Source organism: Cryobacterium suzukii (assembly GCF_004403185.1).
Taxonomy (GTDB): Bacteria; Actinomycetota; Actinomycetes; order Actinomycetales; family Microbacteriaceae; genus Cryobacterium; species Cryobacterium suzukii.
On sequence record NZ_SOHJ01000015.1, the window covers coordinates 74,811 to 88,409 of the forward strand.

The following is a 13,599-nucleotide window of genomic DNA, read 5'->3' on the forward strand; positions in this document are numbered from 1 at the left end:
TAATTTCGTGTCCTGCACACGCTTCGGGGCGTGTTGGGCGGGGCAGCTGAAGGGAGCCGCCTGTCGTTGGTACAGCATTCCGTATCGGTGCGGTTCGGTCAAACGAGAAGTTGTGAATACCTTGAGGCGCCGGGGTGTGGCGTTCCGGGTTAGCCCGCATGCACCGAGACTGTGGTGCTATCGGGCGTGTAGTAGTTGCGCGCCGTGCTGATCTTGGTCGTACTGGGCGAGATTATGGCGCAGTTGGCCACCCTGGTATTGCGTCCGAACTTGTTGTCGGTGACGACGATGCCGTAGATCGGACCATACGATTTTTGAGCCACGTTGATGGTGCAGGCGCCGCCGTCGGCGAAGTTGTTCGTGAAGGAGAAGTTCGAGACGTCACCGGTGTCCTGCGTGATCTGCACCCCGGCGTTGTGGGAACCGCTCAGTGTGCTTCCGTACACCTTGATGTTGCTGCCCTTTTGAATCTGGATGGAGTCATCATGGCTGGGCTTTCCACCCTGATTCGGGTCACTGGCGTAGTGCAGGTTGCCGTGCAACCAGGAATTAGCGATGGTGACATTGCTGCCGGTCACGTGAACACCATCAATGACACCGTGGACGTCTACGCGGGTCAGCGTAAAGTTGTAGCCGTAGATTCCATTGATATCGGGGGACGGCTTCGACGGATACAACTCTGAATCTATGATCTTCAGACCCGAGCGCCCGCCGAGATTATTGACCAGCGCAGCGGGAGCACTGACGCTTCGTCCGCGAATGATGGAGTTCTTGATCGTTACGTTGATCGCGTTGATCTTGACCAGGCCGCGAATATCGAGCCCGCTGATGACCGTGCCGGCCGTGGTGATATTGAGATCGCCGTAGTGCACCCTCAGGGTAGTACCGGAGGGGACGCCCGTCGTGCTGGCACTCGCGGTAGCAATGCGAACGACGCCTCCGGCCTGGGCCCGGGCCGGCGCCGCCAGACCGGCGAGCGGAATCAGAACGGCGAGGGTAGCTGCGGTCACCAAAGCTCGGGTTCGTGTGCTGGAATTGCGTCGCGTCCGAGTGCGGTCCAGACGGACTGCACTCGGCAGATCGGGACGGGTGAGGTCTGGGCGAGGTGGGTCAAAACGATGGTCGGTGGGGTGGTGCTGGTGTGGGCCGCGAGAATGCTGTGGGGTCAGGGTGAGCGGTCGGCGATGAGAACGTGAGATATGGTCGGTCATGAATTCATTTCGGTGGTGCACGTTCGGGTATGCGGGTGAGACAACTGCAGGGAGTCGCCGATAGATATTAGAGTGTTACCCAAAAGTGAAATTACGTCAAATCAGCATTGCGCGTTCGTTGAGGTCACTGTCCGCTGCGAAACGATGACCCAGTCTTTGACCGGCACGGTGAAGATGCCTGGAATGGTGTGAAACCGCCAGTGGAGCGCCAGGGCGACCGCAATCGAACCGGCGCACAGCAGCGGCGGGAACAGCGTCGCGACCAAGACCGGAACGTGTACGTCGAAGGCAACCAGAATGGCCGCGAGCGCCGTCATGGGAAAGGTGTGCACGAGGTAGATCGGCAGCGTGCGGGAGCCCAGGGAGCGCACGAAATCGAAGGTGGGTAGCTTGGCAAGCAATACGGCGACGGTGATGCCGACGACGACGGCGAGCGCACTTAAGACCAGCAATACGAGTGGAACCTTGGTGAGCGTCAATTTTGTGGTGATCACGACCAGCGCGGCATAGCCGAGGCACAACAAGGCAACGTGCCACCAGCGCACGAGGGGAACGAGACGACGCACCAGCGGTCCAAGATAAATAGCGGCGATGAAGAACACGACGTACTTGCCCATTTTGTCCCACGGTGAGCCGGTGTGCAGCACCCCCGTACCGAACAGAACCGCGATGACAGCGGTCAGAGCTATCTGCAGGGCTGGAGCCCATCGCCGCATTAGCCAGGCCAGCGTGAAAAACAGCGGCAAGGCGTAGATAAACCATAGGTTGGAGCTGGGCCGAACGAATAGGGTGACGAGGCTGGCCCAGGTGGCGTTGGGCGCTCCCGACGGGCTGATCGGCGGCAGAGCGAGCAAGAACAGCGTCTGTAGGGTTACCCAGGCTACGTAGAGATACAGGAGCAGCGACATCCGCTTGCGAAATAGCTGCCAGTAGGGCAAGCGGATGGCCGACGCGGCCAGAACTCCCGACATGAAAAAGAACAGGGGCATGCGAAACGTGTCGAACAGCGGGTTGAGCGGGGCCAGCGCCCCGGCCAGCCCGACCTCATCGAGGTACATGATCGAGTGATAGAGCACGACCAGGGCGATGGCGATCCCCTTCGCGACGTCGATCCAGGCCTCCCGTGGCGCCACTGGTGCAAGTGCCCGCGCCCCGGTCATGTCGACTCCTCGTTCGATCTGGACGGGTGAATCGAGCGATAGAGACGCTGGTCGAACTCGGTGACAACCGGCGGCGGCTCGTAGGCATAGCGCAGGGCGCTTCGGGATGCGAACCGATTGAGGTAAAGGGCGAGCAGTACGGCCGTGACCGCGAGAATGGGCGGCAGAACGGGCGCGATGACGGCGGCTGCAGGGAAGGAGATCGGCAGGGAGAGTAGGAAGGAGATCAGGATGACGATGGGCGTGTGCGCCAGGTAAATGGGCAGGGTGATGCGCCCGATCATGCCGAACCAGCGCACGCCGCGCAGGGTGCGGCTGAACGCAATCCCACCGACGACACCGACCAAACAGTTCAGAAAGTACAAACCAAAGACGTCGCGCAGCCCGAGCAGCGCGATGGCGGCGGTGACGGCTGCCCAGACGAACATGGCTGCACCCACGAGCAGCCGGTTATCCACCGTGCCGATGCGAATGATCCAGCTACGCAGGTAGATGCCGGCCAGAAAGAAGAAGTAGTACTTGAGCGACCCGGACCAGCCCACGTTGGCCGTCTCCAGCCCACTCAGGGCCACGATTGATACGGCGCCCGCGATGACGAGTTGCAGTCGGGGATCTACTTTACGACTGAGCTTGGCCACGACGAAGAAGATCGACAAAGCCCAGATGAACCAGAGTTCGAACCGGGGCAGCACCGGGGACACGACAAGGCCCAGCACAGCTTGGCGGAGGCCGAAGCCCTCGCCCTTCATGGTCTGACCGAGCAAGAAGACGATCGAACCGACCACCTCCCAGAGCAGGAAGACCCAGAGGTAAAGGCGCACCTTGACCGTCCACAGGTCGCGCCACGGTTTGAGGAGCCATTTGGGGGCGAACAGGCCCGACAGGACAAAGAACAAGGGCATGCGCATCGACGACAGTGAGTCGTTGATCTCCCGCCAATACGGAATATCAAAACCGGCGCCGAGCAGCCAATTCGCTGAGTGGAACAGGGCAACGAGCAGGATAGCGATGCCCCGGCCGGTATCGACCCAGCCAACGCGTTCGGCCGCGGGGTTGGTGGCGCTCATTGTCGGCGCCGAACCATCGTGGGCCGAAGGGGTCTGGGGCGCTGCAGCGCGGCATCCTTTTCGGTCGGCACTCTACGGGTGATGAGGAGTCCGAGAACGAGCACGAGCAGCACCGAGGAGCTGAAAAACGGGCCGAAGAACATGAACCAGATCGCTTTTATGCCGAGGTACAGCAGCACGGCACTGGCGGTGTTGGCTGCCACGTGTATGCCAATACTGCGCACGATGAGCACGAGAATGAAAAGGGCGAGCACAAGCCCGGGAATGCCGAAGGCCGCCCAGAAGTCGCCGATGACCGAGTGCAGTTCGATGTGACCGCCGAACATGTAGTTGTCGACGTAGCCGTTGTTCGGGTCGTAGTTAATCGCAGCCATGCCGGTCTTGGCTGCCAGTATGTCCTGCGGATTCGGTGCGATGCCCACGCCGAATCCCCACGGCTGATGCTGCATGAGCGCGATCGTCGCCGCGAGTTCGGGGCGCCCGCCGAGAATGAGCGAACCGGCCTCGTTGAGCTGGGCGAGGGTACGCTGCTGGGTTGCTTCACCGAGCGCGCCGTCGAGAATGAGCGCCTGAATCACGTTATAGACGATGAGACCGAGCACGCCCAGTCCGAGAAGGGCACGCAGCGTCGACTTGCCGCGCGTGGGTCGGGTCGGGCGCATTTGCCAGGCGACCAACAGCACGGTCAGTAGCATGAACGCGAACGCGGAACGGGCATCCGTCACGGTAGCCACGACAGTGAGTGCCAGCGCGACGGCCAGCTCCAGCCAGCGGCGGCGCAGCTGTAGCGTGATCCCGAGCAGCAATATCGTCAGGGCCACCGAATAGCCGAAGCGCCACGGATTTTCCGCGTAGAGCTCGCTCGACGGCGAAACACCGAGCAGGATTCCGGCGCCGTACCAGATGGCGATCTGGGAGTCGGGCAGGACGGTTCGCGCCCAGAGCACGAATCCGACGCCGGCGAGCAACCCAACGAGACCGGCGATCGCACCGAACGCCTGACCCAGACTCGCATCGTGCGTGGGCGCGGACAGTACGGCGAGCCAGATACCCGAGCCGATGGCGACCAGGCCGCCGATCAGGAACAGCCGAGCGCCCCAGTATTGGCGCAGAATCGGGAACCAGACCGGGAACAGGGCCACACAGACCACGGCGCCCACGGTGACGCCTCGGTCGACGTCGATGCGCAACGCGACAACGACCAGAACGATAACGGCAATGAATTTATTGACGAGGGGCGGGGTCTGGTACACGAAACGGCCCGCGCGCGTGCGCGGAGGCGAAATCGGAGCAGGACGCACCGCGGCGACATTGGAGCGCACCTGAGAGAACAATAGCTACCACCACCCGGGCCACACAGGGACGATTCGGGTACCAGCCCTGTTGCGCAGCCGCATCGTGCATAACAATAGACGGCACAGTAACGAAGGAACAAGGGCAACACCCGCCAAACTGAGGGAAAATCACCCCCCGAGGAGGGGGCGCGGGGGTGGGTGGCGCGGCCTGTATAGTGGCGATTTCGTGAGAGATATTCATCGTGCAACCGGAAGTAGCTCGTGGTCATCAATAACGTGGTCATCAACACCGTCCATCGGCTTGTCACCGATCTGCGCCGAGACCCGGCCGGTCTGGCGCAGCGGGCCGGCATCAAGCTGCGCCTCGCGCGCCTACGCTTGACCAACCGGCTCAGCCGCCGGTCAGTGACGGGATCGGGCACCGTGGTGGTAAACCTCACCTCATTCGGCCATCGGATCAACCTTGTGCACTATGCCCTCGAGACCATCGCCGCAGGGCGAATCCGCCCACGGCGCCTCATTCTCTGGCTCGATGACGACGCGGCGCTCGCGCACCCACCGGCCACGCTGCGTCGTTTGCAGCGGCGAGGCCTGGAAATTCGTTCCTGCCCCGACTTCGGACCGCACAAAAAACAGTTCCCGTATGCCTCTTCCGCCCCGACCCTCCCCCTGGTCGCAGCCGACGACGACGTGCTGTACCCGCGCACCTGGCTGGCCGAACTACTCGAGGCGGCCGCCCGGCATCCACTGGAGATCACCGGGCAGCGCGCCCACACGATCACCTTCGACGGCGACCGGGTAGCGCCCTATTCCCGCTGGGTCGCTGCCCGCGGCACCGCGGCTAGTTTTCGAACACTCTGCACCGGCGTCTCCGGCATCTACTACCCGCTCGAACTGCTTGCTGCCCTGCGGGCCGAAGGTGAGGCCTTTCTCCGGGTTGCCCCACGAGCGGACGACCTCTGGGTCTATTCGGTCGCCGTGCGGCACGGAATTCGCGCCCGCCAAGTTGGTGACCGGCAGGCGGAATATCCGGCGATTCCGGGTTCGCAACGCGGCACCTTGTATCGGCAGAACGTGACAGAGGGCGGTAACGACGCGCAGTTCGCGGCGTGCGTGGGCGAACGGGAACGAGAGCGGATGCTGCGCGACGACCGCCACGATTTGGGCGCGCTGCCGGGGGTTCCACTGGGCCAGGTCGCGAGCAGCAATGGCGCTTAGGCGGCCACGCGGACCGGCGCCACGGCCAGCCCCGCCGACCGTGACCACGGCAGGCACCCAGGGGTCCGCTGCGAATTCGGTATCGCGCAACATGACGATTGCCCTGATCGGAAACGCTTTTCCCCCGCTCGTCGCGCTGTTTTCCGGTCCGATCCTGGCCCAGGCACTCGGCGTCGACGGTCGTGGCGCTGTGGCCGCCGCGACCGCGCCGCTCGCCCTCGTGGTCACCGTAGCAACCTTCGGCGTGCCCGAAGCCGTCACCTGGGCGATCGCCCGCAACCCCACCCTGGCCCGCAACGCCTCGAACCGGGGCATGCTCATTCTGGTTGTCGCCGGGCTCCTCGCCATGGGTGCCGTCGCTTTGTCAGCGGCCTGGCTCAGCGGTGGCGACCCAACGGTGCAGCAACTCATTCTGGTGGCCTGCCTGGCCATTGTGCCCAATTTGCTGGTCGGCGTGTTCCGGGGGGTAGCATCCGCCACCCAAAGCTGGCGGCTGGTCGCCTTAGAACGCATAGTAACCTCGTCGTTGCGGCTCGCCGTGCTCATTCCATTCTGGCTCACCGGCACCCTGACACCGCTCGTGGCGACGATCGCCGTGGCCGCGATGCCGGTGACCGGGCTGTTCGTCTATATCGGGCGCATGCGCAGCCTCGACCCACGAGCCTTCGACGTTCCGCGCGAGGCGCGCGCGGCCGGACTGCTGAGTTATGGACTGCGCATCTGGGTCGGCTCGCTGTCGGGAATTCTGCTGTCTCGACTCGACCAGGTGCTCATGACGCCGTTCGCCGGTACCTATCAGCTCGGGTTGTACGTGGTCGCGGTGAGCGTGAGTGAACTGCCGCTGATCATCAACCAGGCGGTGCGGGACGTGACCTTTGTGACGGATGCTGCTGATTCCGTCGACGCGCGTCTCGCCTCCTCGGCTCGCATCAGCACCATGCTGTGCGGCCTGGCTGCCGCGTTCCTCGGCATCACCATGCTGTGGTGGCTGCCTTTTCTGTTCGGCGAGGATTTTCGTCCGGCACTCCCGGTGGCCGGCGTGCTGCTCGCCGCCGTTGTGCTCGGCACTCCTGGGTCGATCGGCGGTTCCGGCTTGAGCGCCCGTGGACGCCCCGGCCTGCGCAGCGTGTCACTGCTGATCGCCTGCCTGGTGAACATCGCCATGCTGATCGTCTTGGCACCGCAATTCGGCGCGATGGGAGCCGCGCTGGCGACCCTGGCCGGCAACCTCATCTCGAGCAACCTGAATTTGTTGTTCATGTATCGCAAATTCGGCATCAACCCGCTGCAGTTCTACGGCGTGCGGCGCGCAGACTTCGTGACCCTGCGCGAGTACGCCAAGCGGTTCGCCCGGCGGCGCAAACGCTAGACCGTGCTGGTGCCGGCAGTTGTAGGCAGCGCATCGGACGCGGGCCGATAGGCGAGGCCGTCGCGCAACCCCCTCGCTGCAGCGACGAGTGGCTGCACTGAGGTCAACAGCTGGCGTCGGCCGCCGCGGGAGATGACTTCCCAAGCCGCCGGCACGCTGCGTCGACGCCATCTCCGGCGGTCATCGTCGGTGAGGTTGCGGGCCGCGTAAACCAGGCGGTTGCGCACGTTGTAGTAATAGTAGGAGTAAGACTTGGCCTGGCCGGCGCTGTGCTGGCCGACGCCCTGGGTGCCGCCCTGCGCGTGAGTGGCGTACGCGTCGGCGCAGACCCTGACCTCTCCCCCGGCCAACAGCACCCGGTGCGAAAGTTCGACGTCTTCCCAGTACAGAAAATAGTCGTCGCTGAACCCGCCGACCCGGCGCCAAAGATCATCACTGATCATCAGACACGCGCCACTCAACCACGGCGTGGTGCGTCCGCCCGAGCGGTCCGCGCGCTTGCGGGTCGCACGCACCCGACCGTCCTCGAGGTACAGGTCGCTGCCGTCAAACCACACCGTGCCGTCCGGCCGCAGGATGCGGGGCGAGACCAGGGTGAGCGGATGCAGGGCGACCGCCTCAAGCAGGCGGGCGACCTGGTCGGCGGGGATGGCGGCATCCGGATTCAAGAGGAGAAAGTGGATGCGCCCATTCTGCTGCGCCCGCGCGACGCCGAGGTTCATACCGCCCCCGAAGCCGAGGTTGGTCGGCGACAACACGTACTGCCAGCCCTCGCGCTCGGCGAGCGCGCTCACCCTGGCCTGCTCTGCGGCGTCGGTGAAATTGTCGACGACGACGATTTGCAGGCCCGGTGCCGATCGGGACAGCGGTTGCAGGTTCTCTTCGAGCAGCACTGCCGACCCGAAGTTCACCACCACCACGGCAAGGGAAGCGAAGTTCGAGTCGGTCATGCGGTCAGTATTGCAGATCCGCGCAGATCTTCTGACAAATTCTCAGTGGTTTAGGTTGCGAAGCGGTCGGTCGCCACAATAATGGCGTCGAGAATGCCGGGCTGGTCGAAGGCGTGGCCGGCGTCGGGAATGAGGAGGAATTCGGCTTCTGGCCAGTTCTTGTGCAGGTCCCACGCGGTGAACGCCGGGGTGCACATGTCATAGCGGCCCTGCACGATGACGCCGGGGATGTCGGCGAGGCGGGAGGCGTTCTCGATGAGCTGGTTGGGCGTGAACCAGCCCTTGTTGGCGAAGAAATGGTTCTCAATGCGGGCAAAGGCCACCGCGAAGGACGGATCGGAGAAGTGGGCGATCTTGTCGGGTTCCTGTAACAGGGTGATCGTCGAGGATTCCCAGGTGGCCCACGCCACGCCAGCACGTTCACGCACGAACTGGTCGGGGTCGTGCAGCAGCCTGCCGTAGGCCTCGATCAGGTGGCCGCGTTCGTTTTCGGGAACGGGCGCGAGGAAGGACTCCCACAGGTCGGGGTAGATCGCGGCAGCGCCGCCTTCATAGAACCAGTCGAGCTCGACCGGACGCAGAGTGAAGATGCCGCGTACGACGAGTTCGGTGACCTTCTCTGGGTGCGTCTCAGCGTAGGCGAGGGCTAACGTGCTGCCCCATGATCCGCCGCAAACCAGCCAACGTTCAATGCCGAGGTGCTCGCGCAGTTTCTCCAGGTCGGCCACGAGGGTCCAGGTGGTGTTGACGCTTAGATCAACGTCGGGCTCGCTCGCGTGCGGTGTACTGAGACCGCAACCGCGCTGGTCAAACAGGATGATGCGGTACTTCGCCGGGTCAAAAACCCGTCGCTGGTCCGGGCTGGAGGCGCCGCCCGGGCCGCCGTGCAGATAGACCGCCGACTTGCCGTCTGGGTTGCCAGAGGCTTCCCAGTAGATGGTCTGGTTGTCACCGACATCGAGCATGCCGGTTTCGTAGGGTTCGAGCTCGGGGTAGAAGGTACGCATGCGTTGAGCCTATTCCCCGGATCGGAGGTTGATGAATTTCACCCACCTACCGTTGGCCGAAGCGATCGCGGAGTGCGACGATAGATCATGGCGAGCACCTCTCTTACGGATGCCGAGCTCCGGCGCTTCGACACGGCCCTCAGGGATCAGCGCGCCATAATAGCGACCGAACTCAACCGGCTAGCGGAATCGCTCACGAGCGTGCGTGAGGCGCGGAGCGACGGATCGGCCGACGATGAGCACGATCCAGAAGGTCCAACCCTCTCGGGTGAGTGGTCACGAATTGTCGGCGTCCACGGCGAGTTCAACGAGAAAGTCGCCGCAATTGATCGTTCGCTTGCCCGAATTGCTGACGGGAGCTATGGCACCTGCCTCCGATGCGGTAAACCCATCGGGGCCGCCCGCTTGTCCGCCCTGATGACGGCCGAGCTGTGCATCGATTGCGCCCGAAAGGCCGAAGGCCGCGGCCGGTGACGGACCCGGTCGACGGTCACTGACCGACGAGGCCCTGTTCGTAGGCCAGAATGACCGCTTGCACCCGGTCACGGAGGCCGAGTTTGTGCAGGATTCGGCCGACGTGGCTCTTCACCGTCGATTCGGAGAGAGAGAAACGCTCGGCCAGTTCGGGGTTGGAAAGCCCTTCGGCGATGGCGAGGAAAACTTCGGTTTCCCGCTCGGTGAGGGCTGCGAGGGCCGTGGCTGCGCATCCGTTTTCGGTGTCGGCCTGTGGAAGCTGGGTGCCGAACAGGTCGAGCAGGCGCCGGGTCACCCGCGGTGAGACGGATGCCTCCCCCGAAACGACCGTGCGAATGGCACTGATCAGCTCCCCCGGTTCGGAGTTTTTGAGCAGGAAGCCGCTCGCGCCGGCGCGCAGGCCGCCGAAGGCGTACTCGTCGAGGTCGAAGGTGGTGAGGATAATGATGCGGGTGTCCGGGTGGGTCGCCATAATCTGCCGCGTCGCCTCGATGCCGTCGAGCCCCGGCATGCGCACATCCATCAGGATGACCTGCGGGCGCACACTCGCGGCGAGCGCAATCGCCTGGGCACCAGTGCCGGCTTCGGCGACGACGCTGAAGTCGTCTTCGGCCTCGAGCACCATGCGAAAGCCCACGCGCAGGAGCGCCTGGTCGTCGACGAGCATGATGCGAATCATGTCGGCGGGCTGCGCCTCGGGAGCTGTCATGTCTCATCCTCAAACGTCATCGAGGCGTGCACACGCCAGCCGTCGTGGAGGCCTGCTCCCGCTTCGAAGGTTCCGTCGTAGATGGCGACGCGTTCCTGCATGCCGATCAGTCCGCGGCCGAATCCACGCGGGCTCGGCGGGCTGCGGTGCCGACCGTTGTCACTGATCGTGACCTCGGCGGCGCCAGGGACAGAGCCCAGCCGCACGACGACCCGCGTCGGCGTATCGGCGTATCGCAGCACGTTGGTGAGCGACTCCTGCACCAATCTGAAAATGGTCAGCTGCACACTGGGATTGGCGGGCTCGCGGCCGCTGCGCTCCAATACGACCGGCAACCCCGTCGACCGAAAGGATTCGACGAGGTCGGCAAGTTGGTCGATCCCCGGCTGCGGAGCCCGGGGCGCCGGGTCGGAACCGACATCGAGCACCCCAAGGAGGCGGCGCATCTCCGTCATCGACCGGCGACCGGTGGCAGCGACGTCGAGCATGGCCGCGCGGGAACGCTCGAGGTCCTTGGGCGCGATCGCATGGGCACCGTCGGCGAGCGCGACCATGACCGAGAGGCTGTGGGCAACCACATCGTGCATTTCACCGGCGATGCGGGTGCGCTCGGAGATGCGCGAGAGCTGCGCCTGCTGGTCGCGTTCGCGGGTCAGCTGCGCGGCCAGGTCGAGTAGTGCGGTCACGTAGCGTTTACTGTTGCCCATATTGACGCCGACCAGGGTGGCGGCGAGCATCATGATAGCGATCTGGATGGCCACCGGAATCCAGGCGATCTCGTCGAGGTCTTCCGTGAGCCACGCGGCCAGACTCGCCAGCCCAACGGCTGCGCCGAACCCGACCCACGCGCTGCGAATGTCGGAATATACCGCGACCGCGTAGAGCGCGAGCAGCTGGGCGATGAGGTGCACCTCGCCATAGTCAGAGAAAGTGAGCAGGCCGATCCAGGTGAGGGCCAGGACGAGCCGTGGCATCCGCCGCCGAAAGAACAGTGTGACCGCCAGAACGAGCATGATGACAGCATTGAGGAGGACATCGCCGACCGGTGCGGGGTCGTTGTCGAACAGGTTGAGCACCAGAACGAGCACCATGGGCACGACATAGATCAAGACGATGAGCGCATCGGCCAGGTGCGGATGCCGGCTCCAGAACCGCCGCACCACTCCGGGCGGAGTGGGCAGAGGCACATCTCCCCCCGGCGCGAGGGCGCGCCCGGGGGGAGACGTGGTGGTACTCATTCTTCGATGGTACGGGTTAGGCGTCGCGGCGCTTGAGCAGCAGCGCAGCCGTACCGAGGCTGACGGCGACCCAGGCGATGACAACCAGGAATGCCTGCCAGGATTCCATCGTGTTCGGGTAGACCATTTCCGAGCCCGCCACTGTGAACAGGAACGGCACAATGTCGTTAACCCACTCGACGAGCATCGAGAACAGCGCTACCACCGTGGGCAGGAGAAGCAGGATTCCCAGCACCGTGGCGATACCACCGGCACTGCTACGCACGATCGTGCCGATTCCGACAGCGAACACCGCGATCAGCGCGAGGAAGAGCACGTTACCAAGCAGCGGCAGCAGCACGTCGACGTCGAACAGGCTCGCGGTGATGTTCTCGACGCCCAGTCTGGGAACGGCCGCCAGGAAGGCCCCCACAACGCTGACCAGGCCGATCAGGAAGGTGAAAACGAACAACACGATGACCTTGGCCCAGAGAGCCGGCAGGCGGTTGGGAACCGCTGTGAGGGTGGACTTGATCATGCCGCTCGAATACTCACCACTGATCGAGAGAACGCCGAGAACGGCGACGATGAGTTGACCGAGCGCCAAGCCGGAGGTGGAGGCGATCACGAAGATTTGAGCGCTCTCCATCGGCATGGGCGCGCCGGTGGCCGGGTCGAGTCCGGCCGTGGCTGACAGCGCAAACGACATCAGCACTCCGAAGCCGAGCGCGGCCACGATGACGAGGGAGTAGGTCCAGTAGGTGGAGCGTAGGCTCCACAGCTTGATCGTTTCGGAGCGGAGCAGGCCGGTGAAGCTGAGCCCGGAGCCGGTCGGCACGAACGAGGCACGCGAAGTGGATGGCTGGGTGGGGGTTACGGTACTCATCGAGCCGCCTCCGTTTCAGTGCGGGAGGAGGTATCGCCGGTGCGATACTCCACTTCGTTTTGGGTGAGTTTCATGTAGGCGTCCTCGAGTGAGGCACTCACCGCTGAGAGTTCGTGCAGGGAGATCTGGGCGGCGGCGGCGCGATCGCCGATCTCGTTCACGGTCAGTCCGCTGATTTCGAGCACGTCCTGCTCGACGTTGGTGATGGTCACATCAGCCTGAGCGAGCAGAGCAGCCAGGGCCGCGGTGTGCGGGGTGCGTACGCGAACCGTGTTCTGGGCGGCCGAGGCGATGATGTCGGAGACCGAGGCATCCGCTATCACCCGACCGCGACCGAGGACGATGATGTGGTCGGCGGTGAGCGCCATCTCACTCATCAGGTGTGAGGAGAGCAGCACGGTGCGGCCCTCGGCCGCGAGCTGCTTGGTGAGCTTGCGTACCCACTGCACGCCCTCTGGATCAAGGCCGTTCACCGGCTCGTCGAGAATGAGGGTGGCTGGGTCGCCGAGCAACGCCGCGGCGATGCCGAGGCGTTGGCCCATGCCGAGGGAGAATCCGCCGACGCGCTTGCGGGCGACGGACTCGAGGCCGGTGAGGTTGATCACCTCGTGAACCCGGCTGGTGGGGATGTTGTGGGTTGCCGCCATGGCGCGCAGGTGGTTGTACGCGCTGCGACCGGTATGCACGGCCTTGGCGTCGAGCAAGACGCCAACCTCGCGCAGCGGTGCCTTGTGCTCGTGGTACGGCTTGCCGTTGACGATGACCGAGCCGGCGCTTGGCCGGTCAAGGCCCACGATCATGCGCATGGTGGTGGACTTGCCCGCGCCGTTCGGCCCGAGAAAACCGGTGACCTTGCCGGGCTGCACCGTGAAGTCGACCGAGTCGACCGCGGTCTTACTTCCGTAGTGCTTGGTCAGGGACTGTGCCTGGATCACGACTGCCTCATTCCGTTAGTGGGTGAGGCCCCGTTTTATTGCGTTGAAGCCCCCATACCAAACGGTATGGTTTGACCCCCCTGTGGCGCATCAACCGAGGG

Annotated in this window: 13 protein-coding genes; 3 read left to right on the forward strand and 10 right to left on the reverse strand. The window is 64.1% G+C overall.

Annotation, left to right across the window (positions count from 1 at the left end):
* Window positions 1–149: 149 nt before the first annotated feature.
* The 4 genes from E3T39_RS15895 to E3T39_RS15910 form a co-directional block, all read right to left on the reverse strand.
* Complete coding sequence (locus E3T39_RS15895) at window positions 150–1,010, reverse strand: right-handed parallel beta-helix repeat-containing protein (protein WP_134516912.1); 861 nt, start codon at window positions 1,008–1,010, stop codon at window positions 150–152.
* A gap of 302 nt (window positions 1,011–1,312) precedes the next feature.
* A complete protein-coding gene (locus E3T39_RS15900) occupies window positions 1,313–2,371 on the reverse strand; it encodes an acyltransferase family protein (RefSeq protein WP_134516914.1) in 1,059 nt (352 codons plus the stop codon).
* Window positions 2,368–3,438, reverse strand: coding sequence for an acyltransferase family protein (locus tag E3T39_RS15905; RefSeq protein WP_134516915.1), 1,071 nt, complete (start codon window positions 3,436–3,438; stop codon window positions 2,368–2,370). The genes E3T39_RS15900 and E3T39_RS15905 overlap by 4 nt, the downstream gene beginning before the upstream one ends.
* The gene (locus E3T39_RS15910) at window positions 3,435–4,760 is read right to left on the reverse strand and encodes an O-antigen ligase family protein (RefSeq protein ID WP_134516917.1); all 1,326 of its coding nucleotides are present in this window, start codon (window positions 4,758–4,760) and stop codon (window positions 3,435–3,437) included. The genes E3T39_RS15905 and E3T39_RS15910 overlap by 4 nt, the downstream gene beginning before the upstream one ends.
* A 234-nt stretch (window positions 4,761–4,994) precedes the next feature.
* Between E3T39_RS15910 and E3T39_RS15915 the strand changes: the two genes are divergently transcribed.
* On the forward strand, window positions 4,995–5,951 hold the full coding sequence (locus E3T39_RS15915; RefSeq protein WP_134516919.1) for a hypothetical protein: 957 nt from the start codon (window positions 4,995–4,997) through the stop codon (window positions 5,949–5,951).
* A 40-nt stretch (window positions 5,952–5,991) separates the two neighbouring features.
* On the forward strand, window positions 5,992–7,320 hold the full coding sequence (locus E3T39_RS15920) for an oligosaccharide flippase family protein (protein ID WP_166784157.1): 1,329 nt from the start codon (window positions 5,992–5,994) through the stop codon (window positions 7,318–7,320).
* Here the strand turns inward: E3T39_RS15920 and E3T39_RS15925 are convergent.
* Window positions 7,317–8,270, reverse strand: coding sequence for a glycosyltransferase family 2 protein (locus tag E3T39_RS15925; protein ID WP_134516922.1), 954 nt, complete (start codon window positions 8,268–8,270; stop codon window positions 7,317–7,319). The genes E3T39_RS15920 and E3T39_RS15925 overlap by 4 nt on opposite strands.
* Window positions 8,271–8,320: 50 nt before the next feature.
* Window positions 8,321–9,277 carry a prolyl aminopeptidase gene (gene pip / locus E3T39_RS15930; protein WP_134516924.1) on the reverse strand — a complete coding sequence of 319 codons (957 nt, stop codon included), beginning with the start codon at window positions 9,275–9,277 and terminating at the stop codon, window positions 8,321–8,323.
* A gap of 87 nt (window positions 9,278–9,364) precedes the next feature.
* Between pip and E3T39_RS15935 the strand changes: the two genes are divergently transcribed.
* The gene (locus E3T39_RS15935) at window positions 9,365–9,751 is read left to right on the forward strand and encodes a TraR/DksA family transcriptional regulator (RefSeq protein WP_134516926.1); all 387 of its coding nucleotides are present in this window, start codon (window positions 9,365–9,367) and stop codon (window positions 9,749–9,751) included.
* 16 nt (window positions 9,752–9,767) lie between these two features.
* Here E3T39_RS15935 and E3T39_RS15940 read toward each other — a convergent pair whose 3' ends face one another.
* Genes E3T39_RS15940 through E3T39_RS15955 form a run of 4 tightly spaced genes read right to left on the reverse strand, consistent with a single transcriptional unit; the run spans window position 9,768 to window position 13,498 of the window.
* Entirely contained in the window at window positions 9,768–10,460 is a 693-nt protein-coding gene (locus E3T39_RS15940) for a response regulator (RefSeq protein WP_241979766.1), read from the reverse strand.
* The gene (locus tag E3T39_RS15945; protein WP_134516928.1) at window positions 10,457–11,698 is read right to left on the reverse strand and encodes a sensor histidine kinase; all 1,242 of its coding nucleotides are present in this window, start codon (window positions 11,696–11,698) and stop codon (window positions 10,457–10,459) included. The genes E3T39_RS15940 and E3T39_RS15945 overlap by 4 nt, the downstream gene beginning before the upstream one ends.
* Before the next feature lie 16 nt (window positions 11,699–11,714).
* The gene (locus E3T39_RS15950) at window positions 11,715–12,563 is read right to left on the reverse strand and encodes an ABC-2 transporter permease (RefSeq protein ID WP_134516929.1); all 849 of its coding nucleotides are present in this window, start codon (window positions 12,561–12,563) and stop codon (window positions 11,715–11,717) included.
* Complete coding sequence (locus E3T39_RS15955) at window positions 12,560–13,498, reverse strand: ABC transporter ATP-binding protein (protein WP_134516931.1); 939 nt, start codon at window positions 13,496–13,498, stop codon at window positions 12,560–12,562. The genes E3T39_RS15950 and E3T39_RS15955 overlap by 4 nt, the downstream gene beginning before the upstream one ends.
* Window positions 13,499–13,599: the final 101 nt, after the last annotated feature.

What these genes read in the sequence shown, in the direction of transcription:
- E3T39_RS15900 (WP_134516914.1), bottom strand. Translation starts at nt 2,371, where the DNA reads ATGACCGGGGCGCGGGCACTTGCACCAGTGGCGCCACGGGAGGCCTGG.
- E3T39_RS15905 (WP_134516915.1), bottom strand. Translation starts at nt 3,438, where the DNA reads ATGAGCGCCACCAACCCCGCGGCCGAACGCGTTGGCTGGGTCGATACC.
- E3T39_RS15925 (WP_134516922.1), bottom strand. Translation starts at nt 8,270, where the DNA reads ATGACCGACTCGAACTTCGCTTCCCTTGCCGTGGTGGTGGTGAACTTC.
- pip (WP_134516924.1), bottom strand. Translation starts at nt 9,277, where the DNA reads ATGCGTACCTTCTACCCCGAGCTCGAACCCTACGAAACCGGCATGCTC.
- E3T39_RS15935 (WP_134516926.1), top strand. Translation starts at nt 9,365, where the DNA reads ATGGCGAGCACCTCTCTTACGGATGCCGAGCTCCGGCGCTTCGACACG.
- E3T39_RS15940 (WP_241979766.1), bottom strand. Translation starts at nt 10,460, where the DNA reads ATGACAGCTCCCGAGGCGCAGCCCGCCGACATGATTCGCATCATGCTC.
- E3T39_RS15945 (WP_134516928.1), bottom strand. Translation starts at nt 11,698, where the DNA reads ATGAGTACCACCACGTCTCCCCCCGGGCGCGCCCTCGCGCCGGGGGGA.
- E3T39_RS15950 (WP_134516929.1), bottom strand. Translation starts at nt 12,563, where the DNA reads ATGAGTACCGTAACCCCCACCCAGCCATCCACTTCGCGTGCCTCGTTC.